The 24,814-nt window shown below is 58.1% G+C and carries 22 protein-coding genes; 13 read left to right on the forward strand and 9 right to left on the reverse strand.

Translation table 11 applies throughout. The features are described 5' to 3' along the window. Positions 1-30 precede the first annotated feature (30 nt). Positions 31-693 (reverse strand): iron-sulfur cluster repair protein YtfE, encoded by a 663-nt coding sequence (gene ytfE / locus FHN83_RS13820; protein WP_103823313.1) that lies wholly within the window; start codon positions 691-693, stop codon positions 31-33. A 242-nt stretch (positions 694-935) separates the two neighbouring features. On the opposite strand from ytfE, the gene FHN83_RS13825 reads away from it, so the two are divergent. Then, positions 936-2,585, forward strand: a complete 1,650-nt coding sequence (locus FHN83_RS13825; protein WP_139564052.1) for a methyl-accepting chemotaxis protein — start codon at positions 936-938, stop codon at positions 2,583-2,585. A gap of 152 nt (positions 2,586-2,737) precedes the next feature. On the opposite strand, the gene FHN83_RS13830 is transcribed toward FHN83_RS13825, so the two are convergent. From FHN83_RS13830 to FHN83_RS13840, 3 genes are all read right to left on the reverse strand, one after another. Then, on the reverse strand, positions 2,738-3,703 hold the full coding sequence (locus tag FHN83_RS13830; RefSeq protein ID WP_139564053.1) for a DMT family transporter: 966 nt from the start codon (positions 3,701-3,703) through the stop codon (positions 2,738-2,740). A gap of 76 nt (positions 3,704-3,779) precedes the next feature. After that, positions 3,780-4,604, reverse strand: a complete 825-nt coding sequence (locus FHN83_RS13835) for an AraC family transcriptional regulator (protein ID WP_139564054.1) — start codon at positions 4,602-4,604, stop codon at positions 3,780-3,782. A gap of 81 nt (positions 4,605-4,685) precedes the next feature. Next, a complete protein-coding gene (locus FHN83_RS13840) occupies positions 4,686-5,534 on the reverse strand; it encodes an SDR family oxidoreductase (RefSeq protein WP_138370099.1) in 849 nt (282 codons plus the stop codon). A gap of 89 nt (positions 5,535-5,623) precedes the next feature. On the opposite strand from FHN83_RS13840, the gene FHN83_RS13845 reads away from it, so the two are divergent. After that, the gene (locus FHN83_RS13845; protein ID WP_039028470.1) at positions 5,624-6,004 is read left to right on the forward strand and encodes a winged helix-turn-helix transcriptional regulator; all 381 of its coding nucleotides are present in this window, start codon (positions 5,624-5,626) and stop codon (positions 6,002-6,004) included. A gap of 130 nt (positions 6,005-6,134) precedes the next feature. Here the strand turns inward: FHN83_RS13845 and FHN83_RS13850 are convergent, their stop codons facing one another. Further along, positions 6,135-8,078 carry a bifunctional 2',3'-cyclic-nucleotide 2'-phosphodiesterase/3'-nucleotidase gene (locus FHN83_RS13850; protein WP_139564055.1) on the reverse strand — a complete coding sequence of 648 codons (1,944 nt, stop codon included), beginning with the start codon at positions 8,076-8,078 and terminating at the stop codon, positions 6,135-6,137. 190 nt (positions 8,079-8,268) lie between these two features. On the opposite strand from FHN83_RS13850, the gene cysQ reads away from it, so the two are divergent. Then, on the forward strand, positions 8,269-9,009 hold the full coding sequence (gene cysQ, locus FHN83_RS13855) for a 3'(2'),5'-bisphosphate nucleotidase CysQ (protein ID WP_039028472.1): 741 nt from the start codon (positions 8,269-8,271) through the stop codon (positions 9,007-9,009). Here cysQ and FHN83_RS13860 read toward each other — a convergent pair. Then, complete coding sequence (locus FHN83_RS13860; RefSeq protein ID WP_039028473.1) at positions 9,003-9,560, reverse strand: YtfJ family protein; 558 nt, start codon at positions 9,558-9,560, stop codon at positions 9,003-9,005. The genes cysQ and FHN83_RS13860 overlap by 7 nt on opposite strands. Positions 9,561-9,887: 327 nt before the next feature. Here FHN83_RS13860 and FHN83_RS13865 point away from each other — a divergent pair, with 327 nt between their 5' ends. Further along, a complete protein-coding gene (locus tag FHN83_RS13865) occupies positions 9,888-10,094 on the forward strand; it encodes a DUF1107 domain-containing protein (RefSeq protein WP_032616223.1) in 207 nt (68 codons plus the stop codon). A 58-nt stretch (positions 10,095-10,152) separates the two neighbouring features. Here FHN83_RS13865 and FHN83_RS13870 read toward each other — a convergent pair whose 3' ends face one another. Continuing rightward, positions 10,153-11,490, reverse strand: a complete 1,338-nt coding sequence (locus FHN83_RS13870) for a hemolysin family protein (protein WP_039028475.1) — start codon at positions 11,488-11,490, stop codon at positions 10,153-10,155. Positions 11,491-11,678: 188 nt separating this feature from the next. After that, on the reverse strand, positions 11,679-12,320 hold the full coding sequence (msrA, locus tag FHN83_RS13875) for a peptide-methionine (S)-S-oxide reductase MsrA (protein ID WP_139564056.1): 642 nt from the start codon (positions 12,318-12,320) through the stop codon (positions 11,679-11,681). A 224-nt stretch (positions 12,321-12,544) separates the two neighbouring features. Between msrA and tamA the strand changes: the two genes are divergently transcribed. The 5 genes from tamA to FHN83_RS13900 all read left to right on the forward strand — a co-directional run bounded on the left by tamA (position 12,545) and on the right by FHN83_RS13900 (position 19,204). Beyond that, positions 12,545-14,278: an autotransporter assembly complex protein TamA gene (tamA, locus tag FHN83_RS13880; RefSeq protein ID WP_139564057.1), complete on the forward strand. Its 1,734-nt coding sequence runs from the start codon at positions 12,545-12,547 to the stop codon at positions 14,276-14,278. Continuing rightward, positions 14,275-18,051 (forward strand): autotransporter assembly complex protein TamB, encoded by a 3,777-nt coding sequence (gene tamB, locus FHN83_RS13885; protein ID WP_139564058.1) that lies wholly within the window; start codon positions 14,275-14,277, stop codon positions 18,049-18,051. The genes tamA and tamB overlap by 4 nt, the downstream gene beginning before the upstream one ends. 2 nt (positions 18,052-18,053) lie before the next feature. Next, positions 18,054-18,398 carry a gamma-glutamylcyclotransferase family protein gene (locus FHN83_RS13890; protein ID WP_039028479.1) on the forward strand — a complete coding sequence of 115 codons (345 nt, stop codon included), beginning with the start codon at positions 18,054-18,056 and terminating at the stop codon, positions 18,396-18,398. Positions 18,399-18,608: 210 nt separating this feature from the next. Further along, the gene (locus tag FHN83_RS13895) at positions 18,609-18,860 is read left to right on the forward strand and encodes an AbrB/MazE/SpoVT family DNA-binding domain-containing protein (RefSeq protein ID WP_139564059.1); all 252 of its coding nucleotides are present in this window, start codon (positions 18,609-18,611) and stop codon (positions 18,858-18,860) included. Then, positions 18,854-19,204: a type II toxin-antitoxin system ChpB family toxin gene (locus FHN83_RS13900; protein WP_139564060.1), complete on the forward strand. Its 351-nt coding sequence runs from the start codon at positions 18,854-18,856 to the stop codon at positions 19,202-19,204. Before FHN83_RS13895 ends, FHN83_RS13900 begins: the two co-directional genes overlap by 7 nt. Before the next feature lie 94 nt (positions 19,205-19,298). Here the strand turns inward: FHN83_RS13900 and ppa are convergent, their stop codons facing one another. Beyond that, positions 19,299-19,826 (reverse strand): inorganic diphosphatase, encoded by a 528-nt coding sequence (gene ppa, locus FHN83_RS13905; protein WP_032616230.1) that lies wholly within the window; start codon positions 19,824-19,826, stop codon positions 19,299-19,301. A gap of 309 nt (positions 19,827-20,135) precedes the next feature. On the opposite strand from ppa, the gene ytfQ reads away from it, so the two are divergent. The 4 genes from ytfQ to yjfF all read left to right on the forward strand — a co-directional run bounded on the left by ytfQ (position 20,136) and on the right by yjfF (position 24,749). Next, positions 20,136-21,092: a galactofuranose ABC transporter substrate-binding protein YtfQ gene (gene ytfQ, locus FHN83_RS13910; RefSeq protein WP_032616231.1), complete on the forward strand. Its 957-nt coding sequence runs from the start codon at positions 20,136-20,138 to the stop codon at positions 21,090-21,092. Positions 21,093-21,222: 130 nt separating this feature from the next. Continuing rightward, on the forward strand, positions 21,223-22,725 hold the full coding sequence (gene ytfR / locus FHN83_RS13915) for a galactofuranose ABC transporter, ATP-binding protein YtfR (protein ID WP_139564061.1): 1,503 nt from the start codon (positions 21,223-21,225) through the stop codon (positions 22,723-22,725). Positions 22,726-22,735: 10 nt separating this feature from the next. Then, positions 22,736-23,761, forward strand: a complete 1,026-nt coding sequence (gene ytfT, locus FHN83_RS13920) for a galactofuranose ABC transporter, ATP-binding protein YtfT (RefSeq protein ID WP_139564062.1) — start codon at positions 22,736-22,738, stop codon at positions 23,759-23,761. Next, complete coding sequence (gene yjfF, locus FHN83_RS13925; RefSeq protein ID WP_039030620.1) at positions 23,748-24,749, forward strand: galactofuranose ABC transporter, permease protein YjfF; 1,002 nt, start codon at positions 23,748-23,750, stop codon at positions 24,747-24,749. Before ytfT ends, yjfF begins: the two co-directional genes overlap by 14 nt. The last annotated feature ends 65 nt before the right edge of the window (positions 24,750-24,814 follow it).

The raw sequence follows: 24,814 nt of genomic DNA on the forward strand, positions 1-24,814 counted from the left end.
CCCGGTAAGCGTTAGCGCTACCGGGCTTTTTTATTCCCCGGCAAGCGCCCGCGGGAACAGCACGTTATTCTCAAGACTAATGTGTTCCATCAGGTCGTCAATCATCTCGTTAATCCCGTTATACATCGCGCGCCAGGTGGTGCAGGCATCCGCAGGCGGGGTCACGTTATGGGTGATGTGCTTAATCACTTCGACCAGTTCACCGGCGTCGTCGTGTTCGCTTTCCATCACGCTGATAGGCCCCATCGCCTGGCTACCCATCCCCTGTTTGATCATCGGGAACAGGATCTGCTCCTCTTTCATCATGTGGCTGGAGAGCTCTTCATGCAGCAGGGTCAGGTTTTTCGCCAGGCCGCGCGGAACGGAGGCTTTTTCGGCATGGACGCGCTCAACCTTGGTGGCCTGCAGGATCAGCTCCGGCAGCTGTTCGCGGTGGCGGTCATGGAAACGCACGATGATGTGGTCGATGATCTCTGCCAGCGCCACGCTGCGCCAGTCTTTTTCCAGCGGCTGCTCGGCCAGTTTTGCCAGTTCAGCTTCGATGAGGTCCAGATCCAGTTCCTTGCGCGATGCGGCACGCGCCAGGGTCTGCTTACCGCCGCAGCAGTAATCCATATCGTATTTACGAAACAGCGCGGAAGCGCGTGGGATGGAGAGCGCCAGCTCGCCTAAAGGTTGGTCGCGGAAGGCCATGGTCGTTACCTCATCGTTACTTGATAAGATGTATTTTAAATGCATCTTTAAGGTGAAGATATAACCCTTTAGGAGCAGAGGATTAAAAAGGGGGCAATTCACAAAAGTTTCTTATGATTTAACTTGCTGAATGGATTTGATAATTTCCAAATAATAGGGGTGGTTAGACCACGATTTGTTAAATAACACGCCCTCCCTGCCGATATACCCCTCAGACAATATCCTGCTAAAGAAGACTGAGAATGTTTAAACGTATTAAAGTAATCACCCTGTTAGTCTCGGTGCTGCTGGTGCTGGGGGTGATGCAAATCATCGCGGCGTCGGTATTTATCAATGCCCTGAATAACGATAAGGACAATTTCACCGTCTCCCAGCTCTCAAGCCAGAACGTGGCGGAGTTTACCGACGCGTGGATCAGCCTGAACCAGGCGCGCGTCACCCTTAACCGCGGCATGCTCCGTCTGCAGAGCAGCACGGCGAGCGAAATCAACGGCGGCCAGTTGGGCGAGCTGGTGACGGCGGGCAAAAACCTGCTGGCAGAAGCCCAGGGACACTACGACAAATATTACGCCCTGCCGGAAACGCCGGGTCTGGATGAGAAGCTGGCCGATCGGCTGGAAGAGCAGTACCGCGCTTACCACACCACGCTGACAAAAATGAACGAGCTGCTGGCCCAGGGCAACCTAGACGACATGTTCAGGCAGAATGCCGAGCAGAAGCAGGTGGCAATGCAGGCTGTTTATCGTGAATGGCGTGAAGCCCAGGCGAAGCTGGCCAGCGCAGGCATTGTCGACAACGAGAACGACTACCAGCGGATTCTGTGGATCCTGACGGCAATTATGGTGATTGTGGTGGCGGTGATTGTCGCCAGCTGGATCGCCATGCGCAACGTGCTGCTGAAGCCGCTGCACGAGGTGATTGCCCATATTCGCGCCATTGCCGCAGGGGATCTGACCCAGCCCGTTAACGCCGAAGGTCACAATGAAATGGCGATGCTGGCGCATAACGTACACGAGATGCAGAAGGCGCTGGCTAACACCGTGGGCGTGGTTCGCGATGGGGCAGATACCATCTATACCGGTGCCGGTGAAATCTCCGCAGGCAGCAACGACCTCTCTTCCCGTACCGAGCAGCAGGCGGCCTCGCTGGAAGAGACCGCCGCCAGCATGGAACAGCTGACCGCCACCGTGAAGCAGAACGCCGATAACGCCCGTCAGGCGTCACGCCTGGCGCTGGATGCCTCCAGTACCGCGAAGAAGGGCGGGAACGTGGTTGAAGGCGTAGTGCGCACCATGGACGAGATTGCCAACAGCTCCAGCAAAATCGCCCAGATCACCAACGTGATTGACGGTATCGCCTTCCAGACCAACATCCTGGCGCTGAACGCGGCGGTAGAAGCGGCGCGTGCCGGAGAGCAGGGACGCGGGTTTGCGGTGGTGGCTGGGGAAGTGCGTACGCTGGCCCAGCGCAGCGCCCAGGCGGCGAAAGAGATTAAAGGGCTGATCGACGACTCTGGCGCGCGCGTCAGCGCCGGTTCCGCGCTGGTGAACGAAGCCGGGGAGACGATGGCGGAGATCGTCAGCGCCGTTACCCGCGTTACCGATATCATGGGCGAAATTGCTTCCGCTTCTGATGAGCAGAGCCGGGGTATCGATCAGGTCGGTCAGGCGGTGGCCGAGATGGATCGCGTGACCCAGCAGAACGCCTCGCTGGTTGAGGAGTCTGCGGCGGCGGCGGCGGCGCTGGAAGAGCAGGCAGCGCGCCTGAACGAGGCGGTGGCGGTGTTTAAGATTACGAAGAGCCAGACGGCGAAGGCCGCGCCGGTGAAAACCTATACCGCAAAAGCGAAGCCGGTGCTGGCGACGACGGACGCGAACTGGGAAACCTTCTAAAACCTGCCGGGTGGCGCTTCGCCTTACCCGGCCTGGGAAGTGTGCGGCCTGTTGCCCTCACCCCAACCCTCTCCCACCGGGAGAGGGAGCACACATTAAAAACGGCAACCCCGGGGTTGCCGTTTTGCTTTTACCTCGCCGCCGGGCGATACCTACAGCTCCGAAGCCGGAACAACCAGGGGTTTTTCCGGTTTCGCGCTCACCGCAATCACCACGCCTACCACCAGCAACACAATCCCCGTGCCGGTTAACAGCGGCGGCAGACTCTGGCGCATCAGGAAGGTATACAGCAGCCCGGCCAGGGTTTCGAAGACAATCAGCGGCCCTAAAACCACCGTCGGTAATTTCTGGCTGGCAACGTTCCAGCATAGCGCACCCACCCACGAGCAACAGACGGCAATCGCAACCATCAGCCCAAGGAAGACCCACGGGCGCGGCCCCAGCGGAAGCGCAAAGTCCGGCTGCTGCACGTTCAGCCATGCGCAGGCGGCGAGATACCCCACCACCGAGACCGGCAGCGTCACCAGCGCCTGGGCGGTGGCCCACATCATCGGATGCTTGTCGGGGTTTTCCCGCAGCCAGCGGGCGTTACGCAGGGCATACCATGCCCAGCAGACCACCGACACCGACGCCAGCAGGATCCCGGACACATAGCGCCAGCCGCTGCCCCCGGCCACACCATGACGCAGCTCGGCGATATTCACGCACACCAGCCCCAGCGCAATGGCAAGCAGTCCGGGGACCATCTTCGACCACGGCAGTTTACCGTCGCGCTGGCTGTAGAGCAGATTGGCGAACACCGGGATCACCACCGGCAGGGTGCCAATGATCATCGTCGAGACGGGTGCCCCGGTACGCTGGATTGCGCTTGCCAGGCAGATGTAATAGATCACATTGCCCATCATGGTCAGCGACAGCGCGGTCAGCCAGTCCCGGCCTTTAAGCTGGCGCAACCGTACCCGGCCCAGCCAGGCGATTGGCAGGGCGATAAGCCCCAGCGCCAGATAGCGTCCCATCGACTGCAACGCCGCCGGGTATTCCGGGACGATCAGCGGACCAACAAAAATCAGCCCCCACATCAACCCTGCAAGCAGGGCATACAACACGCCGCTAATCATTTTTCCATCCATCTTATTTGAACCTACTGGCAGTGTAGAAAGACAAAAGGGGGGACGTATTGTATGAGATTGCGCATTAGCGCTGCGTTACCTGTTTCTGGTAGCGCACGGGAGTGATGCCGTACCGACGCGTAAACGCCCGGGTCAGGTGCGACTGATCGGTCAGGCCCGTCGCAGCGGCAACTTCTGCCGCAGGCAGTCCCTGGGTGAGAAAGGCTTTGGCGCGCCACAGGCGGATGGCCATCAGCATCTGATGGGGTGTGACGTGAAAATGGGCCTTGAACTGGCGCTGGAAATGGTACGGACTGAGCGACACCACCTGCGCCAGCTCATCGAGGGTCAGGGAGTGCATATAGTTGTCATGCAGATAGTCGCGCACCCGCTCGAAGCGATGTGCCCCTTCGTGCAGGACAGGCGCATGGCGCGCCAGCGGTTTAAAGGTATCAATCAGGTCCAGCAGCAAGCCTTTTTGCGCCAGCGGATCGTCGGTGTGCCACAGGCCATAAATGAGCTGGCAAATCTGCTGCGAACGGCGGGGATCGTGGCGGGTTACGTCGCTGAACCACCAGTGGCGGATGCCGGTCACCTCTTCAAGCAGATCCGGTTCGAGATAGATCATCCGGTAGCGCCAGCCGTCGGCGGTCTCGGCCTCGCCGGTGTGAAGTTCATCAGGGTTCATGGTGACGACGGAGTGGACCGGGGCGACATACTGCGTCCCGCGATAGCGAAAGCGTTCGGCACCGGCTTCAATGGCGCCGATCCCGAAGGCCTCGTGGGTATGGGGCTCAAACGCGTAGCGGGAGATATGGGCGTGATACAGTTCGACGCCAGGCACCTGCGCCAGATGGCGAAAGCGCGCGCTGTCTCTCTCATCGAAGAACTGTTCGGGTACGCCTTGCACGGTGAGCCTCCTCGCGGGTCAGACTGTCATTATCAGAGATGACCCGCGGGGATGCCACACTAATTAACGACATTTTAACAATTACAGGATGCCCTTCACGCTCTCAGCAAGCGTTGTGGTCGGGCGACCCAGCAGCGCGCTCAGGGTGCGGCTTTCATCAAACAGACCGCCTTTCGAGGCGCCCACGTCGGAGTCGGCCAGCATATCCGCCAGGCCCGCCGGTAAGCCAACGCCCTTCAGCGCGGCGGCAAAATCGGCTTCGCTCAGGTTCTGATAGACCACGTTTTTACCGCTCTGGCGGCTGAGTTCGGCTGCAAGTTCTCCTAATGTCCACGCGTGGTCGCCCGCCAGCTCATATACTTTACCGGCATGGCCCTCTTCGCTGATGACGCGGGCGGCGGCAGCGGCATAGTCGGCGCGGGTGGCAGAGGCGATTTTGCCTTCACCGGCGGCACCGATGAAGACGCCGTGCTCCAGTGCAGGCGGGGCGCTGGCGAGATAGTTTTCGGTATACCAGCCGTTACGCAGCAGGGCATAAGGAATGCCCGACTCTGCCAGGGCGCGTTCGGTGGCGACATGCTCCACGTGCAGGCCCAGCGGCGAGGTATCGGCATGCAGCAGGCTGGTATAGGCGATGAACTTCACGTCCGCCGCTTTTGCCGCGTTAATAACGTTCTGATGCTGCGGGGCGCGCTGGCCCACTTCGCTGGAGGAGATGAGCAGCAGCTTATCCACCCCTGCGAGCGCACGGGTGAAGGCGGCCTGGTCGGTGTAATCGGCCTGACGCACGGTCACGCCCTGCTGGCTCAACGCCTCAGCCTTTGCCGGGTTGCGTACAATGGCGACCAGTTGGCTGGCCGGAACGGTTTTCAGGAGCTGTTCAATAACGAGTTGGCCGAGCTGGCCGGTAGCGCCGGTGATTGCGATCATGATGATTATCCTTCGTATCGGGTGACTGTTGTGGCACACTATCACTCAAACTAACTTTTAGTAAGTACGCACAAAAAGGTAAGTATCAAATGACGAATCAGACCCTCAGCGAGCAGCTGCGCGACGGCAACCTGTTTGCCGAGCAGTGTCCTTCCCGGGATGTGCTCAAGCATGTGACCAGCCGCTGGGGCGTGCTGATTCTGGTGGCGCTGCGTGATGGAACGCATCGCTTCAGCGATCTGCGTCGCAAGATGGGTGGGGTGAGCGAGAAGATGCTGGCCCAGTCGCTGCAGGCGCTGGAGCAGGATGGCTTTATCAACCGGGTGTCGTATCCGGTGGTGCCCCCGCACGTGGAGTACAGCCTGACCCCGCTGGGGGAAGAGGTAAGCGAGAAGGTGGCGGCGCTGGCCGACTGGATAGAGCTGAACTTACCGCAGGTGATGAGTAACAGGGGGGAGCGGGCGGCGTGATTATATAAAATTGTGCGGCCTGATGCCCTCACCCCAACCCTCTCCTTTGGTCCGAGGGCGCAAACACTAAAAACGGCAACTTGCGTTGCCGTTTTGCTTTTACCTCGCCTTACCCGGCCTACATAAACGACTATTTGCTCAAATCTAATTGATAAATCGCAAATCCGATCTCATCGGTGGCGACCTGCTGCATCGGGTACTGCGCTTTCTCTTTGATAAACGCCGCCGCTTTTTCCGTTGGCGCGGTCTCAAAGCGAACATCCAGCTTCACGTCGCTGTGGATGGGGGCCAGACGCCAGTTGTTGTCCGCTGCCGGATGGATTTCGCCACGCTTCTTCGACTGCTCGCCAATCCACGCCGCCAGCACCGAGCGGTTCTCATCCGGTGAGGCGAAGGCGATATGGCTGTCGCCGGTTCCGGCAAACTTCCCGCCGTAGGCGCGGTAGTTGTTGGTCGCCACCAGGAAGGTCGCTTTCGGGTCGATCGGCTTGCCGTTAAAGGTCAGGTTCCTGATGCGCTCGGCCTGGGCATTCACCACCTGGCATTCGCCGTCATATTTCGCCGGCTGCGACACGTCAATCTGGTACTCCACGCCGTCGATCACGTCGAAGTTATAGGTGCGGAAACCGTCCCAGTTAATCAGCGACTGCGGTTTGCTGCTGTGGGTATCGATCTGGTTGAACTGTCCGGCGGAACACTCCAGCCACTCCTTCACCTCCTGGCCTGTGGCTTTGACCACCACCAGGGTGTTCGGATAGAGATAGAGATCGGCGGCGTTACGGAAGGTCAGCTGGCCTTTCTCCACTTCGACGTAGCTGGCCGGATCGTTTTTACGTCCACCCACCTTAAACGGCGCGGCGGCGGAGAGCACCGGCAGTTTCGCCAGGTCCGGGTCGCCCTGAATATATTTCTCCACGTAGGCTTTCTGCGCCATGTTCACAACCTGTACGGTAGGATCGTCCTGCACCAGTGACAGGTAGCTGTACATGTTGTCGGCGGATTTACCGATCGGTTTGCTGACAAACTCGCGGGTGGCGTCGTGATCGTGCTTCAGCACCTCAACGATGTGCTTATCCTCGGCCACCAGCGCTTTTTTGGCGGCCAGATCGTAAATCGGTCGGGCTTCGGCTTTCGACTGCGTGACCTGCCATTTCCCGGCGTCGTTATTCAGCACCAGATCGACCACCCCAAGGTGATCCCCCCACATGCCCGGCATCACCGCTGGCACGCCGTTCAGGGTTCCTTTCGCAATGTCGGCCCCTTTGATGCTGGCGAAATCTTTGCCCGGGAACACCGCGTGGGCGTGGCCGAAGAGAATGGCGTCCACCCCTTTGACTTCGCTGAGGTAGTAGACCGAGTTTTCCGCCATCGCCTGGTATGGGTCGGCAGAGAGACCCGAGTGCGCCACCACTACCACCAGATCGGCGCCTTTCTCGCGCATCTCCGGCACATACTTGCGGGCGGTTTCGGTGATGTCGTTGACCGTCACTTTGCCGCTCAGGTTAGCCTTATCCCAGGTCATGATCTGCGGCGGGACAAAACCGATATAGCCGATCTTCAGGGTCTGCTGTTTGCCATCCTGATCGACGACTGTCGTTTCTTTAATTAAGTAAGGCGTAAACAGCGGTTTGTTGGTCTTAACGTCGATGATATTGGCGTTAACGTACGGGAATTTGGCCCCGGAGAGCGCCATGTGCAGATAATCCAGCCCGTAGTTAAACTCGTGGTTACCGAGGTTGCCCACTGCGTAATCCAGGGTGTTCAGCGCCTTATAAACCGGATGCACATCGCCCTTTTTCAGACCTTTCGCCGCCATGTAATCCCCAAGCGGACTACCCTGAATTAAATCGCCGTTATCGACCAGCACGCTGTTTTTCACTTCGCTACGGGCGGCATTAATCAGGCTGGCGGTGCGCACCAGGCCAAACTTTTCCGTCGGGGCGTCTTTGTAGTAGTCGAAGTCCATCATATTGCTGTGCAGGTCGGTGGTTTCCATTATGCGGAGATCGACCGTCGCCGCCTGTACGCTCGCTGCAATCAGCGTCGCCAGGAGCGTTGCGCTAAACTTAATCATCAGAGGAGTCCTTTTTTAGATCCAGGCCACAAAAGAATATGTATCTATATTTTTTTGCTTACAGAATTGTGAATCCTGCCAGAAAAAAGGGCCCTGAAACCGGAATTGCTTCACAGATAGCGGATTTATTCACAATGCGATATAAATAAAACAAAGAGTTAAACCCACTGTGTTAACAAAGAGGTGGAGAATGTTAGATAAAATTTGTCAGCTCGCACGGGATGCGGGCGATGCCATTATGCAGGTCTACGATGGCAAGATCCCAATGGACACGATCCGTAAAATCGACGACTCCCCGGTCACTGCAGCCGATCTCGCGGCGCACGGGGTGATCCTGCAGGGTCTGCAGGCGTTGACGCCCGATATTCCGGTGCTGTCCGAAGAAGATCCTCAGCCCTGGGACCTGCGCCAGCACTGGCAGCGTTACTGGCTGGTGGATCCGCTGGACGGCACCAAGGAGTTCATCAAACGTAACGGTGAATTCACGGTAAACATTGCTCTGATTGATAAGGGCAAAGCGGTGCTGGGCGTGGTCTATGCCCCGGTGCTGAAGGTGATGTACAGCGCCGCAGAAGGAAAAGCGTGGAAAGAAGAGTGCGGGGTGCGCAAGCAGATCCAGGTCCGTGACGCCCGGCCACCGCTGGTGGTGATCAGCCGCTCGCATTCGGATAATGAGCTGGAGGAGTATCTGCATCAGCTGGGTGAGCACCAGACGACGTCCATCGGCTCATCGCTGAAGTTCTGCCTGGTGGCAGAAGGGCAGGCGCAGCTTTACCCGCGCTTCGGGCCGACCAACGTCTGGGATACGGCGGCAGGCCATGCCGTTGCCGCCGCTGCGGGTGCACACGTTCACGACTGGCAGGGCAAGCCGCTCGACTATACCCCGCGTGAATCTTTCCTCAATCCGGGCTTCCGGGTCTCGCTTTACTGACCGAGCAGCTTGTGCAGCAGGGCAACCACCTGCTGCACCTCTTCCTGGGTCAGGGCACCGTCTTTCGCCCACTGCACGTTACCGTTTTTATCCAGCACCACGACTGCCGAACTCTCTTCTTCCAGCTGCCAGGCACTGCGCGCGGCACCGTTGCTGTCGACGATGAACTGTGACCACGGATAGAGCTTTTTATTGCTCTCGAGGCTACTGCGCACGAACATGCCGGAGCCCGGGATCGCATCATCGGTGTTCACGACGGTAGTGGTCTGATAAGTATCTTTTGGTAAATGTGCCGCCTTGATCGCTTCAATCAGGGTTGCGTTTTTCTCTTTTGCCGATGTGCGACCGGCAATATGTAGCACCACTCGCACTTTGCCCACGAGCTGCGCGCTATTCCAGGTTTTATAGCTAAACTCATTATTGTCGAGGATCAATTCTCCCCGGTCGGCAATGCCCACCGGCGGCACACGTTGTCCCTTCTCAAAATTATGTGCGGAAGCCATCAGTGGCAGCATCAGGCAGGCAGTTGCCAGGATGTTACGTAAGGTCATGGTGTTTTCCTTTTTGTTTTTAGCAGGTGATCCGACCACTTGGTCTGACGTTTTAATCATAAGTGCGATCGCGGCGCTTTACCCGCAATCCCGGTGCCAGAGTGAGGGGGAACGCACATATCTGCACAAAAACGATGGCTTATACTGCCTGAAAGTTACGTTTGCAAAGAATATTCTGATTATTTGTCATCAAAAGGTAAATAAACTTATGCAGACTGGGTATCACCTTTTTTCTCGTCTATAGTCATTGGGCAACAAAATTTGCGCTCCAGAGGGTCGGCCCGATTGTGGTGCCGCAAGAGCGTATGATTCGCAGGAGATAATAGAATGAAAATTTTCCAACGCTACAATCCGCTTCAGGTAGCTAAATACGTAAAAATCCTGTTCCGTGGACGGTTGTATATCAAGGATGTTGGCGCTTTTGAGTTTGATAAGGGCAAAATCCTTGTCCCAAAAGTGAAGGATAAACAGCACTTTTCTGTGATGTCCGAAGTCAACCGTCAGGTTATGCGTCTGCAAACTGAGATGGCTTAACCAACGTGCTATGCAGTAAAAGAAACGGCTCCCGATGGGAGCCGTTGATGTTTCTGGCTTAGGCCGATACGTTCTCTTCGGCGTCCGGCAGTTTTGGTACCAGCACCGTCGGCTTGTTGTCGATGCGGGTCACCAGCAGCTGGTCGATGCGGTAGTTGTCGATATCCACCACCTCGAACTTGTAGCCCGAGAACTTCACCGAGTCGGTGCGTTTCGGGATCTTACGCAGCATGAACATCATAAAGCCGCCGATGGTCTCGTAGTTGCCCGACTGCGGGAACTCGTCGATATCCAGCACGCGCATGACGTCGTCGATAGGCGTGCCGCCGTCCACCAGCCATGAGTTCTCATCGCGGGCCACAATCTGCTCTTCCAGACCCTGGCCCACCAGATCGCCCATCAGGGTGGTCATCACGTCATTCAGGGTGATGATACCCACCACCAGCGCGTATTCGTTCATGATCACCGCGAAGTCTTCCCCGGCGGTTTTGAAACTTTCCAGCGCTTCGGAGAGCGTCAGGGTGTCCGGGACAATCAGGGTATTGCGGATCTGCACGCCGCTGTTCAGCGCCAGGCTCTGGTTTGCCAGCACGCGGTTGAGCAGGTCTTTGGAGTCGACATAGCCGATGATGTGGTCGATATCTTCATTACACACCAGGAACTTGGAGTGCGGATGTTCCGCCACCTTGGTCTTCAGGCTCTGCTCGTCTTCGTGCAGATCGAACCAGATCACGTTCTCACGCCCGGTCATGGATGACGGCACGGTACGGGATTCCAGCTCAAACACGTTCTCGATCAGCTCATGCTCCTGCTTACGCAGCACCCCCGCCAGCGCGCCGGCTTCGAATACCGCGTAAACGTCATCAGAGGTGATGTCATCTTTACGCACCATCGGCAGCTTAAACAGGCGGAATATGGTATTGGCCAGGCCGTTAAAGAACCACACCAGCGGGCGGAACACGAACAGACAGAAGCGCATCGGGTTGATGATGCGCAAAGCCACGGCTTCGGGCGCAATCATACCGATGCGTTTCGGGGTCAGGTCGGCAAACAGAATGAACAGGCCCGTCACCAGCGAGAAGGAGAGAATAAAGCTCAGCTGCTCGGAAAGCTCCGGAGAGAAGTACTTTGAGAAAAGGGCGTGGAATACCGGCGAGAAAGCAGCATCACCGACAATACCGCCAAGTATGGCGACCGCGTTGAGGCCGATCTGCACCACGGTAAAGAACATCCCCGGGTTTTCCTGCATTTTCAGGACGCGTTGGGCATTCAGGTCGCCATCATCGGCGAGCAGTTTAAGTTTGATTTTACGGGATGCGGCCAGCGAGATTTCTGAAATTGAGAAAAATGCACTGACGGCAATGAGACAAAGTATTACTAAAATACTGTTTAACATATCTTATCCAGCTTATCGCCGGATCCTCGGAGGGAAGTTGGTCATACAGGTGTGTAGAGATTTTGAACACCGGTCCGAAGCAGTAGGCCGGTTATTTCAGCGGCTAGTATAGCGTAAATGTCTGTAAACCCGCCAGAGATCACTTTTTGAGCCGGTTTTGCTCGTAAACGGGCAAAACCGGCTTACTGTTATGCCAGTTGAGGTGGCAGGCAAACGCCGATGCCGCCGATACCGCAGTAGCCGTACGGATTTTTATGCAGATACTGCTGGTGGTCGTCTTCCGCGTAGTAGAACGGCAGCGCGCTGGCGATCTCAGTGGTCACAGGGCGATCGTCACCGGAAGCATGCATCGCCTGCTGGAAACGCGCCAGGCTGTCGCGGGCGGCGGCATCCTGCTCTGGCGTGAGCGGATAGATCGCCGAGCGGTACTGGGTACCGTGGTCGTTGCCCTGACGCATACCCTGCGCCGGGTCGTGGTTTTCCCAGAACACCTGCAGCAGCTGTTCGTAGCTGATGACGTTCGGGTCATACACCACGCGTACCGCCTCGGCGTGGCCGGTCTGGCCGGAGCAGACTTCACGGTAGGTCGGGTTCGGGGTATAACCGCCGGTGTAGCCGGCCGCGGTGCTGTAGACGCCCGGCAGCTGCCAGAACAGGCGCTCGACGCCCCAGAAGCAGCCCATCGCGAACAGGGCGACCGCCATACCGTCCGGAACGTTGGTCATGGAGTGTCCGTTAACCGCGTGCAGGGTGGCGACTGGCATAGGGGTGTTACGTCCCGGTAATGCATCCGCCTGAGCAACAAGGTTTTTTTTATCAAATAAACTCACGGTGTGGCCTCCGGGTAGGTGATGTTTGGGTTAAGGTTGTCACGACGCGTTTAATTGAACACAATAAATGCGGTGAATGAGTCTAGATTTAAACATAAGAAATATTAGGTTGTTTAACCATTTTTCAACCCGTCTATTGGGTTTTGGGCTTAATGCCGTGATTTGCTGCGGAGCGGCACTTCATATGCTTCCAGGGGTGGAAACAAGGATATTCAGGAGAAAACGTGCCAAAAATCCGCCAGTTATGTTTAGTCAGTGTCTTGCTGACAAGCGGAGTCGCCAGCGCGGCGAATGTTCGTTTGCAGGTTGAGGGGCTATCCGGGGCGCTGGAAAAAAACGTACGCGCACAGCTCTCCACGATCCAGAGCGACGAAGTGACGCCAGACCGTCGCTTTCGCGCGCGCGTGGACGACGCCATCCGCGGCGGTTTAAAAGCGCTCGGCTATTACGAACCGACCATCGACTTCGATCTGCGTCCACCTCCTGCCAAAGGGCGGCAGGTGTTGATTGCCCGCGTCAAGCCGGGCGTACCGGTACTGATCGGCGGCACGGACGTGGTGCTGCGCGGCGGCGCGCGCACGGATCATGACTATCTGGATCTGCTGAACACGCGGCCAAAAAACGGCACCGTGCTCAACCACAGCGACTATGACGGCTTCAAAAAAGATCTGACTAAGGTCGCGCTGCGCAAAGGTTACTTCGACAGCCAGTTCAATAAAAGCCAGCTCGGCATCGCCCTCGACAGGCATCAGGCGTTCTGGGATATCGACTACGACAGCGGGGAACGCTACCGCTTTGGCGACGTCACCTTCGAAGGCTCGCAGATCCGCGACGAGTACCTGCAAAGCCTGATCCCCTTTGAAGAGGGGGATTACTATGAATCAAAAGATCTGGCGGAGCTGAACCGCCGTCTGTCAGCCACCGGCTGGTTTAATTCGGTGGTCGTGGCGCCGGAGTTTGATAAGTCGCGGCAGACAAAAGTGCTGCCGCTGCACGGCGTGGTTTCGCCGCGCACCGAGAACACCATCGAGACCGGGGTGGGCTACTCCACCGACGTCGGCCCGCGCGTAAAAGCGTCGTGGAAAAAGCCGTGGATGAACTCCTACGGCCACAGCCTGACCAGCAACCTCAGCCTTTCCGCGCCGGAACAGCAGCTCGATTTCAGCTATAAAATGCCGCTGCTGAAAAACCCGCTTGAGCAATATTACCTGGTGCAGGGCGGCTTTAAGCGCACCGATCTTAACGATACCGAAGCGGACTCCACGACCCTCGCCGTGTCGCGCTACTGGGATCTCTCCAGCGGCTGGCAGCGCGCCATTAACCTGCGCTGGAGCCTCGACCACTTTACCCAGGCCAACGTCACCAACACCACCATGCTGCTCTATCCGGGGGTGATGATCAGCCGGACCCGCTCCCGCGGCGGGCTGATGCCGGACTGGGGCGACTCCCAGCGCTATTCGATAGACTACTCCAATACCGCCTGGGGCTCGGATGTGGATTTCTCCGTGGTACAGGCGCAGAACGTCTGGATCCGCACCTTCTATGACCGCCATCGCTTTGTGGTGCGCGGCAACCTCGGCTGGATCGAAACCGGTGATTTTGAAAAAGTGCCGCCGGATCTGCGCTTCTTCGCCGGGGGCGATCGCAGCATTCGTGGTTATAAATACAAATCCATCGCGCCAAAAGATGACGACGGCAAGCTGATCGGGGCCTCGAAGCTGGCCACCGGCTCGCTGGAGTATCAGTACAACGTCACCGGAAAGTGGTGGGGTGCGACCTTTATCGACAGCGGAGAGGCGGTGAGCGATATCCGCCGCAGCGACTTTAAAACCGGCGCGGGCGTCGGGGTGCGCTGGGAATCACCGGTCGGGCCAATCAAGCTCGATTTCGCCGTGCCGGTGGGCGACAAAGAGGAACACGGTTTGCAGTTCTACATCGGTCTGGGGCCTGAATTATGAGTTTATGGAAGAAAATCAGCCTCGGCGTACTGGTGTTTATCCTGCTGCTGCTGGCTGCGGTGGCTTATCTGGTGGGGACCACCAGCGGCCTGCATCTGCTGTTTAAGGCGGCAGACCGCTGGGTGCCGGGGCTGGAGATCGGCCAGGTCACCGGCGGCTGGCGCGACCTGCATCTGAAAAACGTCCGCTACGACCAGCCGGGCGTGGCGGTGAATGCCGGGGATCTGCATCTGGCGGTGAAGCTCGGCTGCCTGCGCGACAGCAGCCTGTGCATTAACGATCTGTCGTTAAAAGATGTATTTGTGACGATAGATTCGAAAAAAATGCCGCCGTCGGCGCCGGTCGCCGAAGAGGAGAGCGGGCCGCTGGATCTCTCCACGCCGTACCCGATTGCGCTCTACCGGGTGGCGCTGAATAACGTCAACGTCAAAATCGACGACACCACCGTATCGGTGATGGATTTCACCTCCGGCCTGCGCTGGCAGGAGAAAAACCTGACCTTAACCCCGACCAACCTGCAGGGGCTGCTGATTGCCCTGCCGAAAGTGGCGGAAGTGGCGCAGGAGGAGATCGTCGAGCCAAAAATTCAGAACCCGCAGCCGGAAGAGAAACCGCTCGGCGAAACTCTGAAAGATCTCTTCTCTAAACCGGTCCTGCCGGAGATGACCGACGTCCATCTGCCGCTGAACCTCAATATCGAAGAGTTCAAGGGCGAGCAGCTGCGCCTGACCGGTGACACCGATCTGACGGTCTTCAACATGCTGCTGAAAGTGAGCAGCATCGACGGCAACATGAAGCTCGACGCGCTGGATATCGACACCAACCAGGGCAGCGTCAACGCCACCGGCAATGCACTTCTGAAGGATAACTGGCCGGTCGATATCACTCTCAACAGCACCCTGAACATCGACCCGATTAAAGGCGAGAAGGTGAAGCTGAAGGTTGGCGGCGCCCTGCGCGACCAGCTGGAGTTTGGCGTTAACCTCTCCGGCCCCGTAGACGTGGTGCTGCGCGGCCAGACCCGGCTGGCGGAGGCGGGCCTGCCGCTCAACCTGGAGGTGGTCAGCGAGCAGCTGTACTGGCCGTTTACCGGCGAGAAGCAGTACCAGGCCGATGACGTGAAGCTGAAGCTCACCGGCAAGATGACCGACTACACCCTGTCGTTCCGCACGTCAGTGAAGGGGGAGGGGCTGCCGCCTGCGGGTATCACCCTGGATGCGAAAGGCAACGAGCAGCAGATTAACCTCGATAAGCTGACGGTCGCGGCGCTGGAGGGCAAAACCGAGCTGACGGCGCTGCTCGACTGGCAGAAAGCGATCAGCTGGCGCGGCGAGCTGAAGCTCACCGGGATCAACACCGCCAAAGAGGTGCCGGACTGGCCTTCGAAGCTCGACGGCCTGATTAAGACGCGCGGCAGTCTGTACGGCGGCAGCTGGCAGATGGAGGTGCCGGAGCTGAAAATCACCGGCAACGTGAAGCAGAATAAAGTGGATGTGAACGGCTCGCTGAGGGGCAACAGCTACCTGCAGTGGGTGATCCCGGGCCTGCACGTCGCGCTCGGTCGCAACACCGCCGACATCAAGGGCGAGCTGGGGGTGAAAGATCTCGATCTCGACGCCACCATCGACGCGCCGAATCTTGATAATGCCCTGCCTGGACTGGGCGGCACCGCGAAAGGACTGGTTAAGGTGCGCGGTACGGTCGAAGCGCCACAGCTGCTGGCGGATATCACCGCCAACAGCCTGCGCTGGCAGGAGCTCACCATCGCCCGCGTGCGGGTGGACGGCGACGTGAAATCCACCGACCAGATCGCCGGGCATTTGAACCTGCGGGTGGATCGGATTTCCCAGCCGGGCGTTAACCTTGACCAGGTGACGCTGGAGGCCAAGGGCAGCGAGAAGCAGCACGACCTGCAGCTGCGCATTCAGGGTGAACCGGTTTCCGGCCAGCTGCATCTGGCGGGCAGTTTTGACCGCAAAGAGACGCGCTGGAAAGGGACTCTGGATAACACCCGCTTCGCCACCCCGGTGGGGCCGTGGTCGTTAACCCGGTCGATTGCCCTGGATTACCGCAACGCGGAGCAGAAAATCAGCATCGGGCCACACTGCTGGACCAACCCGAACGCCGAGCTGTGCGTGCCTCAGACCATTGACGCGGGCGCAGAAGGGCGGGCGGTGGTTAACCTCAACCGCTTCGATCTGGCGATGCTCAAGCCGTTCATGCCGGACACCACCCAGGCGAGCGGCGTCTTCAGCGGCAAGGCGGATGTCTCCTGGGATGCCACCAAACCGGGGCTGCCGGAGGGTAACGTCACGCTCGCCGGGCGTAACGTGAAGGTGACCCAGGTGGTGAACGATGCGCCGCTACCGCTGGCGTTCGATACCCTGAATCTCACCGCCGATCTGCATAACAACCGCGCCGAGCTGGGCTGGCTGATCCGTCTTGCCAACAACGGCCAACTGGACGGCCAGATCCAGGTGACCGATCCGCAGGGACGGCGCAATCTGGGCGGCAACGTTAATATCCGCAATCTCAACCTGGCGATGGCCAACGCCATCTTCTCCCGCGGTGAGAAGGCGGCAGGCATGCTGAATGCCAACTTACGTCTGGCGTGCAGCGCGCAAAGCCCGCAGCTGTTTGGTCAGTTGCAGCTGAACGGGGTGGATATCGACGGCAACTTTATGCCGTTCGATATGCTGCCGAGCCAGCTGGCGATGAACTTCAACGGCATGAGCTCGACCCTGGCGGGCACCGTGCGCACCCAGCAAGGGCAGATCAACCTCAGCGGCGATGCGGACTGGAGCCAGCTTGATAACTGGCGCGCGCGCGTCGCGGCCAAAGGCAGCAAGGTGCGTATCACCGTGCCGCCGATGGTGCGTTTAGACGTCTCGCCGGACGTGGTCTTTGAGGCCACGCCACAGCTGTTCACCCTTGATGGCCGCGTTGATGTGCCGTGGGCGCGTATCGTGGTGCATGAGCTGCCGGAAAGCGCGGTGGGCGTCTCCAGCGATGAGGTGATGCTCAACAACAACCTGCAGCCGGAGGAGCCGCAGAGCGCCTCTATCCCGATCAACAGCAACCTGATTGTGCACGTGGGCAACAACGTCCGTCTGGATGCGTTTGGGCTGAAGGCAAGGCTGACCGGCGATCTGAAAGTCGCGCAGGATAAGCAGGGTCTGGGCCTGAACGGGCAGATCAACATCCCGGAAGGGCGCTTCCATGCCTACGGCCAGGATTTGATTGTGCGTAAAGGCGAGCTGCTGTTCTCCGGTCCGCCGGACCAGCCGCTGCTGAATATCGAAGCGATCCGTAATCCTGAGGCCACCGAAAATGACGTGATCGCCGGGGTGCGCGTGACCGGCACCGCGGATGAACCGAAAGCGGAAATTTTCTCCGACCCGGCAATGTCCCAGCAGGAAGCGCTCTCATACCTGCTGCGCGGGCAGGGGCTGGACAGCAATCAGAGCGACAGCGCGGCGATGACCTCAATGTTAGTCGGCCTGGGGGTTGCACAAAGTGGTCAGGTTGTGGGTAAAATCGGCGAGACCTTTGGCGTAAGCAACCTGGCGCTGGACACCCAGGGGGTCGGTGACTCCTCTCAGGTGGTGGTCAGCGGTTATGTACTGCCGGGTCTGCAGGTGAAATATGGTGTGGGGATCTTTGACTCGCTGGCGACGCTCACGTTACGCTATCGCCTGATGCCTAAGCTATATCTGGAAGCGGTGTCTGGCGTAGACCAGGCACTCGATTTGCTCTATCAGTTTGAGTTTTAGCAATGCGAATATTTGTCTACGGCAGTTTAAGAACGAAGCAGGGCAACAGCCACTGGATGACCAACGCCCAGTTGCTGGGTGATTACAGTATCGAAAACTACCAGCTGTACAGCCTGGGCCACTATCCAGGCGCCGTTCCGGGGGAAGGAGCAGTACAGGGTGAGGTTTATCGTATTGATAATGCCACGCTGGCCGAACTTGATGCCTTGCGCACCAAAGGCGGGGAATACGCTCGCCGGTTGATCCAGACGCCCTACGGCAGTGCATGGATGTACGTGTACCAACGTTCGGTGGAAGGTTTAACGCTGATTGAAAGCGGTAACTGGTTAGACAGAGACCAGTACTGATACGGATAACGCCACCTTCGGGTGGCGTTGTTTTTTGCGCGTTACCTCGTATTTTGCCCTGCAAGTTTTGGCTTTCTCTCATTTTTCTTTGCCGCGCTTTCCTGAATCACTCTGCAAATAAATTTTGTGCTGGCCTGCAAATCTGCACTGGCGTAAAACAGTCATCGCACCTTTTTGAGTTATACTTTGTATAACTCTGGAGGAGCTGTGATGCGTATTACAATCAAAAAATGGGGCAACAGTGCGGGTGTGGTCATTCCCGGCGTTGTCATGCAGGAACTCAATATGCAGGTGGGCCAAAGTATGGATGCTCAGGTGGTAGACAATCAGCTGGTGCTGACGCCGGTAAGTAAAGGTTATTCTCTGGAGGCGTTGCTGGCGCAATGCGATATGACTGCGCCAGAGATTGGCGAAGAAGCGCTGTGGGGCAAGTCAGACCCGACAGGCAATGAAGTATGGTAAAGGCCCGTGGTTTTGAGCGGGGCGATATCGTCCGGGTCAGGTTTTCACCTTCATCGGGCCATGAGCAGCAAGGCGAAGGCCGTCCGGCGCTGGTGCTTTCCGTCAGCGCATTCAATCAGCTCGGCATGGTGCTCGTCGCGCCCATTACCCAGGGCGGGAATTTTGCCCGCTACGCTGGGTTTTGTGTGCCCGTCAGCTGTGAGGAGGGAGACGTGCAGGGCGTCATTATGGTCAATCAGATCCGCATGATGGACCTGAAGGCCCGGCAGGCCATAAAGATTGCGGTTGCGACGGATGACGTCGTGCAGGATGCGCTTATGCGCCTGCAGGCAATCGTTGATTAATGGTTGGTAGGCCGGGTAAGGCGCAGCCGCCACCCGGCAACCGACAGGCACAAAAAAGCCCCGGCTCGCGGGGCTTTATTAGCAGCGGTAAGAATTACTTCTTAGCGCGCTCGAAGGAGGCAATGATTTCGGCTTTCGCCGCTTCTGCATTGTCCCAGCCTTCCACTTTCACCCATTTGCCTTTCTCGAGATCTTTATAGTGCTCGAAGAAGTGGGCGATCTGCGCTTTCAGCAGCTCTGGCAGGTCGTTCACATCTTTGATGTGATCGTACTCTTTGCTCAGCTTGGTGTGCGGTACCGCAACCAGTTTCGCATCTTCACCGGCTTCGTCGGTCATTTTCAGCACGCCAACTGGACGGCAGCGAATGACGGAGCCCGGCTGCAGTGGGTACGGCGTTGGGACCAGAACGTCTACCGGGTCACCGTCCAGAGACAGGGTGTGGTTGATGTAACCGTAGTTGCACGGATAGAACATCGCGGTAGACATGAAACGGTCAACGAACAGTGCGCCGGTGTCTTTGTCGATTTCGTATTTGATAGGATCAGCGTTCGCCGGGATTTCGATAACTACGTAGATGTCTTCCGGCAGTTCTTTACCCGCTGGGACGTTGAGTAAGCTCATGTCTGTGTCCTTTAAAATGATTGGTAATCAAGTGGCGAGTATTATAGCCAACTGGCGCGGAATGTCTCCGCCTGTTTTCGCCATTCCCTTCACCTGAAGGCCACTATCAGCCCATTCTCATGACAAGATAATCCATAAACTCAGCCGCTTTTTTCATGGGTGAGTGAAAGCGATTACAAACTTGTGATTAACGTTTTATTCACTTTTCCGAAGTGTGATGTAACACACTCCGTTACATCTCGCATTGTCTATAGTTTGGTCGCAGAACATCTTTTACCCAACAATAAACTACCCTACGAGGACGCACTTATGTGGAAGCGCTTACTTCTTGTCACAGCAGTTTCGGCAGCCATGTCGTCTATGGCGATGGCCGCCCCTTTAACCGTAGGATTTGCGCAGGTCGGCTCCGAGTCCGGCTGGCGCGCCGCTGAGACCAACGTCGCGAAGAGCGAGGCCGAAAAGCGCGGTATCACGCTGAAAATCGCCGATGGTCAGCAAAAACAGGAAAACCAGATCAAAGCGGTACGCTCTTTTATCGCCCAGGGCGTTGACGCCATCTTCATTGCCCCGGTCGTGGCGACGGGCTGGGAACCGGTCCTGAAAGAAGCGAAAGATGCTGAAATTCCGGTCTTCCTGCTCGATCGTTCCATCGATGTAAAAGACAAATCTCTCTATATGACCACCGTCACCGCCGACAACGTGCTGGAAGGCAAATTGATCGGTGAGTGGCTGGTGAAACAGGTGGATGGCAAGCCGTGTAACGTGGTTGAGCTGCAGGGCACCGTCGGCGCCAGCGTGGCTATCGACCGTAAGAAAGGCTTTGCCGACGCCATCTCCAAAGCGTCAAACATCAAAATCATCCGCTCCCAGTCCGGCGACTTTACCCGCAGTAAAGGTAAAGAGGTTATGGAAAGCTTTATCAAAGCTGAGAACAACGGCAAGAACATCTGCATGGTTTACGCCCATAACGACGACATGGTGATCGGTGCCATCCAGGCCATTAAAGAAGCGGGCCTGAAGCCGGGTACCGACATCCTGACCGGCTCCATCGACGGCGTTCCGGATATCTATAAAGCGATGATCGACAAAGAGGCCAACGCCAGCGTTGAGCTGACGCCAAACATGGCAGGCCCGGCCTTCGACGCGCTGGAGAAATTCAAGAAAGACGGCACCATGCCGGAGAAAGTCACCATCACCAAATCCACGCTCTATCTGCCTGATACGGCTAAAGAAGAGTTAGAGAAAAAGAAAAATATGGGCTACTGATCCCTTGCCCCTCACCCCGCCCTCTCCCCAGAGGGGAGAGGGAGAAAGGCAGGGCGGAGCTGGAAATTAACAATTGGCACGATCAATCCCCTCTCCCCTCCGGGGAGAGGGTTAGGGTGAGGGGGAAATCATGACCACCAACCAACACCAGGAAATCCTCCGCACAGAAGGATTGAGCAAGTACTTTCCCGGCGTAAAAGCGCTGGATAGCGTCGATTTCAGTCTGCGCCGTGGCGAGATCATGGCCCTGCTGGGAGAGAACGGCGCCGGGAAATCGACCCTGATTAAAGCCCTGACCGGCGTGTATCACGCCGATCGCGGCACTATCTGGCTGGAAGGCCATGCTATATCGCCAAGAAATACCGCCCATGCCCAGCAGCTGGGGATCGGGACGGTCTACCAGGAAGTGAACCTGCTGCCGAACATGTCGGTAGCGGATAACCTGTTTATCGGCCGCGAGCCGCGACGTTTTGGCTTTTTGCGCCGCAAAGAGATGGAAGCCCGCGCCACCAGGCTGATGGAGTCTTACGGCTTCTCCCTCGACGTGCGCGAGCCGCTGAACCGTTTTTCGGTGGCGATGCAGCAGATCGTCGCCATCTGCCGCGCCATCGATCTCTCCGCCAAAGTGCTGATCCTCGATGAACCCACCGCCAGCCTGGATACCCAGGAGGTGGAGATGCTTTTCACCCTGATGCGCCAGCTGCGCGACCAGGGGGTAAGCCTGATTTTCGTCACTCATTTCCTCGATCAGGTGTATGAGGTGAGCGACCGCATTACCGTCCTGCGTAACGGCAGTTTTGTCGGCTGCCGCGAAACCCGCGAGCTGCCGCAGATCGAGCTGGTCAAAATGATGCTCGGCCGCGAGCTGGAGACCAACGCCCTGCAACGGGCGGGCCGCACGCTGCTTAGCGAGAAACCTATTGCGGCGTTCAAGGATTACGGCAGGAAGGGCACCATCGCGCCCTTTGACCTTGAGGTGCGTCCGGGCGAGATTGTCGGTCTGGCGGGTCTGTTAGGCTCAGGCCGTACCGAAACGGCGGAGGTGATCTTCGGGATCAAACCTGCCGACAGCGGCACGGCGATGATCAAAGGCAAACCCCAGGCGCTGCGCTCTCCGCATCAGGCTTCCAGCCTCGGGATCGGCTTCTGCCCGGAAGACCGTAAAACCGACGGTATTATTGCCGCCGCCTCGGTGCGCGAGAACATCATTCTGGCCCTGCAGGCCCAGCGCGGCTGGCTGCGGCCCATTCCGCGTAAAGAGCAAAACGCCATTGCCGAGCGCTTCATTCGCCAGCTCGGTATTCGTACCCCGAGCGCGGAGCAGCCTATCGAGTTCCTCTCCGGCGGTAACCAGCAGAAGGTGCTGCTGTCGCGCTGGCTGCTGACCAAACCGCAGTTCCTGATCCTCGACGAACCGACCCGTGGTATCGACGTGGGGGCGCACGCGGAAATTATCCGCCTGATCGAAACCCTCTGCGCCGACGGTCTGGCGCTGCTGGTTATCTCCTCGGAGCTGGAGGAGCTGGTGGGGTATGCCGATCGGGTGATCATCATGCGCGACCGTCAGCAGGTGGCCGAGATCCCGCTGGACGCGCTCTCCGTTCCGGCCATCATGAACGCCATTGCGGCATAAGGAGTAGATCGTGATGCCACGTTCACTTTCTCAAACCGGCGAGCCGAAGCGCCGCTTCAGCTGGCCCACCGGCACGCCGCAAATCATTGCCCTGGTGCTGGTATTGCTGGTGGATAGCCTCGTTTCGCCGCATTTTTATCAGATTATCCTCCAGGATGGCCGCCTGTTCGGCAGTCCGATTGATATCTTAAACCGCGCCGCGCCGGTGGCCCTGCTGGCGATCGGCATGACGCTGGTGATTGCCACCGGCGGTATCGACCTGTCGGTGGGGGCGGTGATGGCCATTGCGGGCGCGACGGCGGCGTCGATGACCGTGGCTGGACACAGCCTGCCGGTGGTGCTGCTGGTAACCCTCGGCACCGGGGTGCTGGCGGGACTATGGAACGGCATCCTGGTGGCGCTCCTCAAGATACAGCCCTTCGTTGCGACCCTGATTTTAATGGTCGCCGGACGCGGGGTGGCGCAGCTGATCACCTCCGGGCAGATCGTCACCTTTAACGCCCCTAATCTGGCGTGGATCGGCAGCGGTTCGCTGCTGTTCTTCCCGACGCCGGTGATTATCGTGGTGGTCACGCTGATCGCCTTCTGGCTCTTTACCCGCAAAACCGCCCTCGGGATGTTTATCGAAGCGGTAGGGATCAACATACGCGCCGCGAAAAACGCCGGGGTCAGCACCCGCCTGATGGTGATGCTGACCTACGTCTTAAGCGGGGTGTGCGCCGCCATTGCCGGGGTGATTGTCGCGGCCGATATTCGCGGGGCGGATGCCAATAACGCCGGTCTGTGGCTGGAGCTGGACGCGATCCTCGCGGTGGTGATTGGCGGCGGCTCGCTGATGGGCGGGCGCTTCAACCTGCTGCTGTCGGTGGTGGGGGCGCTGATTATCCAGGGGATGAACACCGGTATTCTGCTGTCTGGCTTCCCGCCGGAACTCAACCAGGTGGTGAAAGCGGTGGTGGTGCTCTGCGTGCTCATCGTGCAGTCGCCGCGCTTTATCAGTCTCATTAAGGGGATGCGTGGTCATGATAAAACGTAATTTACCGCTCATGATAACCCTGGGCGTGTTTGTGCTGGGGTATCTCTACTGTCTGACGCAGTTCCCCGGCTTTGCCTCAACGCGGGTGATCTGCAATATCCTGACCGATAACGCCTTTCTGGGGATCATCGCCGTCGGCATGACCTTCGTGATCCTCTCCGGCGGGATCGACCTCTCCGTCGGGTCGGTCATCGCCTTTACCGGCGTCTTTCTGGCAAAAGCGATTGGCTACTGGGGGATCTCCCCGCTGCTGGCCTTCCCGCTGGTGCTGGCGATGGGCTGCGCCTTTGGCGCCTTTATGGGGCTGCTGATCGACGCCCTGAAAATTCCGGCATTCATTATCACCCTCGCCGGGATGTTCTTCCTGCGCGGCGTCAGCTATCTGGTGTCGGAGGAGTCGATCCCGATTAACCATCCGGTATACGACACCCTCTCCAGCCTGGCGTGGAAAATCCCCGGCGGCGGCCGTCTGAGTATTCTCGGTCTGGTGATGCTGGGCGTGGTGGTGATCGGTATTTTCCTCGCTCACCGCACCCGTTTCGGCAACGAAGTGTATGCCATAGGCGGCAGCGCCACCTCGGCTAATCTGATGGGGATCTCCACCCGCAGCACCACCATCCGGATCTACATGCTCTCTACCGGGCTGGCGACGCTGGCGGGGATTGTCTTCTCTATCTATACCCAGGCGGGCTACGCCCTGGCAGGGGTTGGCGTGGAGCTGGACGCGATTGCCTCGGTGGTGATTGGCGGCACGCTGCTCAGCGGCGGGGTCGGCACGGTGCTGGGCACGCTGTTCGGGGTGGCGATCCAGGGGCTGATCCAGACCTATATCAACTTCGACGGCACGCTCAGCTCGTGGTGGACCAAGATTGCGATTGGCATTCTGCTGTTCATCTTTATCGCCCTGCAGCGCGGCCTGACCGTACTCTGGGAGAACCGCCAGAGCTCGCCTGTCACCCGGGTGAGCATCACCACCAGTAAGGGATAACTCCCTGAATTTGCGTAAAGTCTAAATCTTTTCCGGTAGCGGCCGATAACCCTTAATTCTGTCCA

This window comes from Leclercia adecarboxylata (assembly GCF_006171285.1).
In the GTDB taxonomy this organism is placed as follows: domain Bacteria; phylum Pseudomonadota; class Gammaproteobacteria; order Enterobacterales; family Enterobacteriaceae; genus Enterobacter; species Enterobacter barmai.

Excerpts from the sequence above, each read along its gene's own strand:
- ytfE (WP_103823313.1), bottom strand. The coding sequence starts at position 693 with ATGGCCTTCCGCGACCAACCTTTAGGCGAGCTGGCGCTCTCCATCCCA.
- FHN83_RS13825 (WP_139564052.1), top strand. The coding sequence starts at position 936 with ATGTTTAAACGTATTAAAGTAATCACCCTGTTAGTCTCGGTGCTGCTG.
- FHN83_RS13830 (WP_139564053.1), bottom strand. The coding sequence starts at position 3,703 with ATGATTAGCGGCGTGTTGTATGCCCTGCTTGCAGGGTTGATGTGGGGG.
- FHN83_RS13840 (WP_138370099.1), bottom strand. The coding sequence starts at position 5,534 with ATGATCGCAATCACCGGCGCTACCGGCCAGCTCGGCCAACTCGTTATT.
- FHN83_RS13845 (WP_039028470.1), top strand. The coding sequence starts at position 5,624 with ATGACGAATCAGACCCTCAGCGAGCAGCTGCGCGACGGCAACCTGTTT.
- FHN83_RS13850 (WP_139564055.1), bottom strand. The coding sequence starts at position 8,078 with ATGATTAAGTTTAGCGCAACGCTCCTGGCGACGCTGATTGCAGCGAGC.
- cysQ (WP_039028472.1), top strand. The coding sequence starts at position 8,269 with ATGTTAGATAAAATTTGTCAGCTCGCACGGGATGCGGGCGATGCCATT.
- FHN83_RS13860 (WP_039028473.1), bottom strand. The coding sequence starts at position 9,560 with ATGACCTTACGTAACATCCTGGCAACTGCCTGCCTGATGCTGCCACTG.
- FHN83_RS13865 (WP_032616223.1), top strand. The coding sequence starts at position 9,888 with ATGAAAATTTTCCAACGCTACAATCCGCTTCAGGTAGCTAAATACGTA.
- FHN83_RS13870 (WP_039028475.1), bottom strand. The coding sequence starts at position 11,490 with ATGTTAAACAGTATTTTAGTAATACTTTGTCTCATTGCCGTCAGTGCA.
- tamB (WP_139564058.1), top strand. The coding sequence starts at position 14,275 with ATGAGTTTATGGAAGAAAATCAGCCTCGGCGTACTGGTGTTTATCCTG.
- FHN83_RS13890 (WP_039028479.1), top strand. The coding sequence starts at position 18,054 with ATGCGAATATTTGTCTACGGCAGTTTAAGAACGAAGCAGGGCAACAGC.
- FHN83_RS13895 (WP_139564059.1), top strand. The coding sequence starts at position 18,609 with ATGCGTATTACAATCAAAAAATGGGGCAACAGTGCGGGTGTGGTCATT.
- FHN83_RS13900 (WP_139564060.1), top strand. The coding sequence starts at position 18,854 with ATGGTAAAGGCCCGTGGTTTTGAGCGGGGCGATATCGTCCGGGTCAGG.
- ppa (WP_032616230.1), bottom strand. The coding sequence starts at position 19,826 with ATGAGCTTACTCAACGTCCCAGCGGGTAAAGAACTGCCGGAAGACATC.
- ytfQ (WP_032616231.1), top strand. The coding sequence starts at position 20,136 with ATGTGGAAGCGCTTACTTCTTGTCACAGCAGTTTCGGCAGCCATGTCG.
- ytfR (WP_139564061.1), top strand. The coding sequence starts at position 21,223 with ATGACCACCAACCAACACCAGGAAATCCTCCGCACAGAAGGATTGAGC.
- yjfF (WP_039030620.1), top strand. The coding sequence starts at position 23,748 with ATGATAAAACGTAATTTACCGCTCATGATAACCCTGGGCGTGTTTGTG.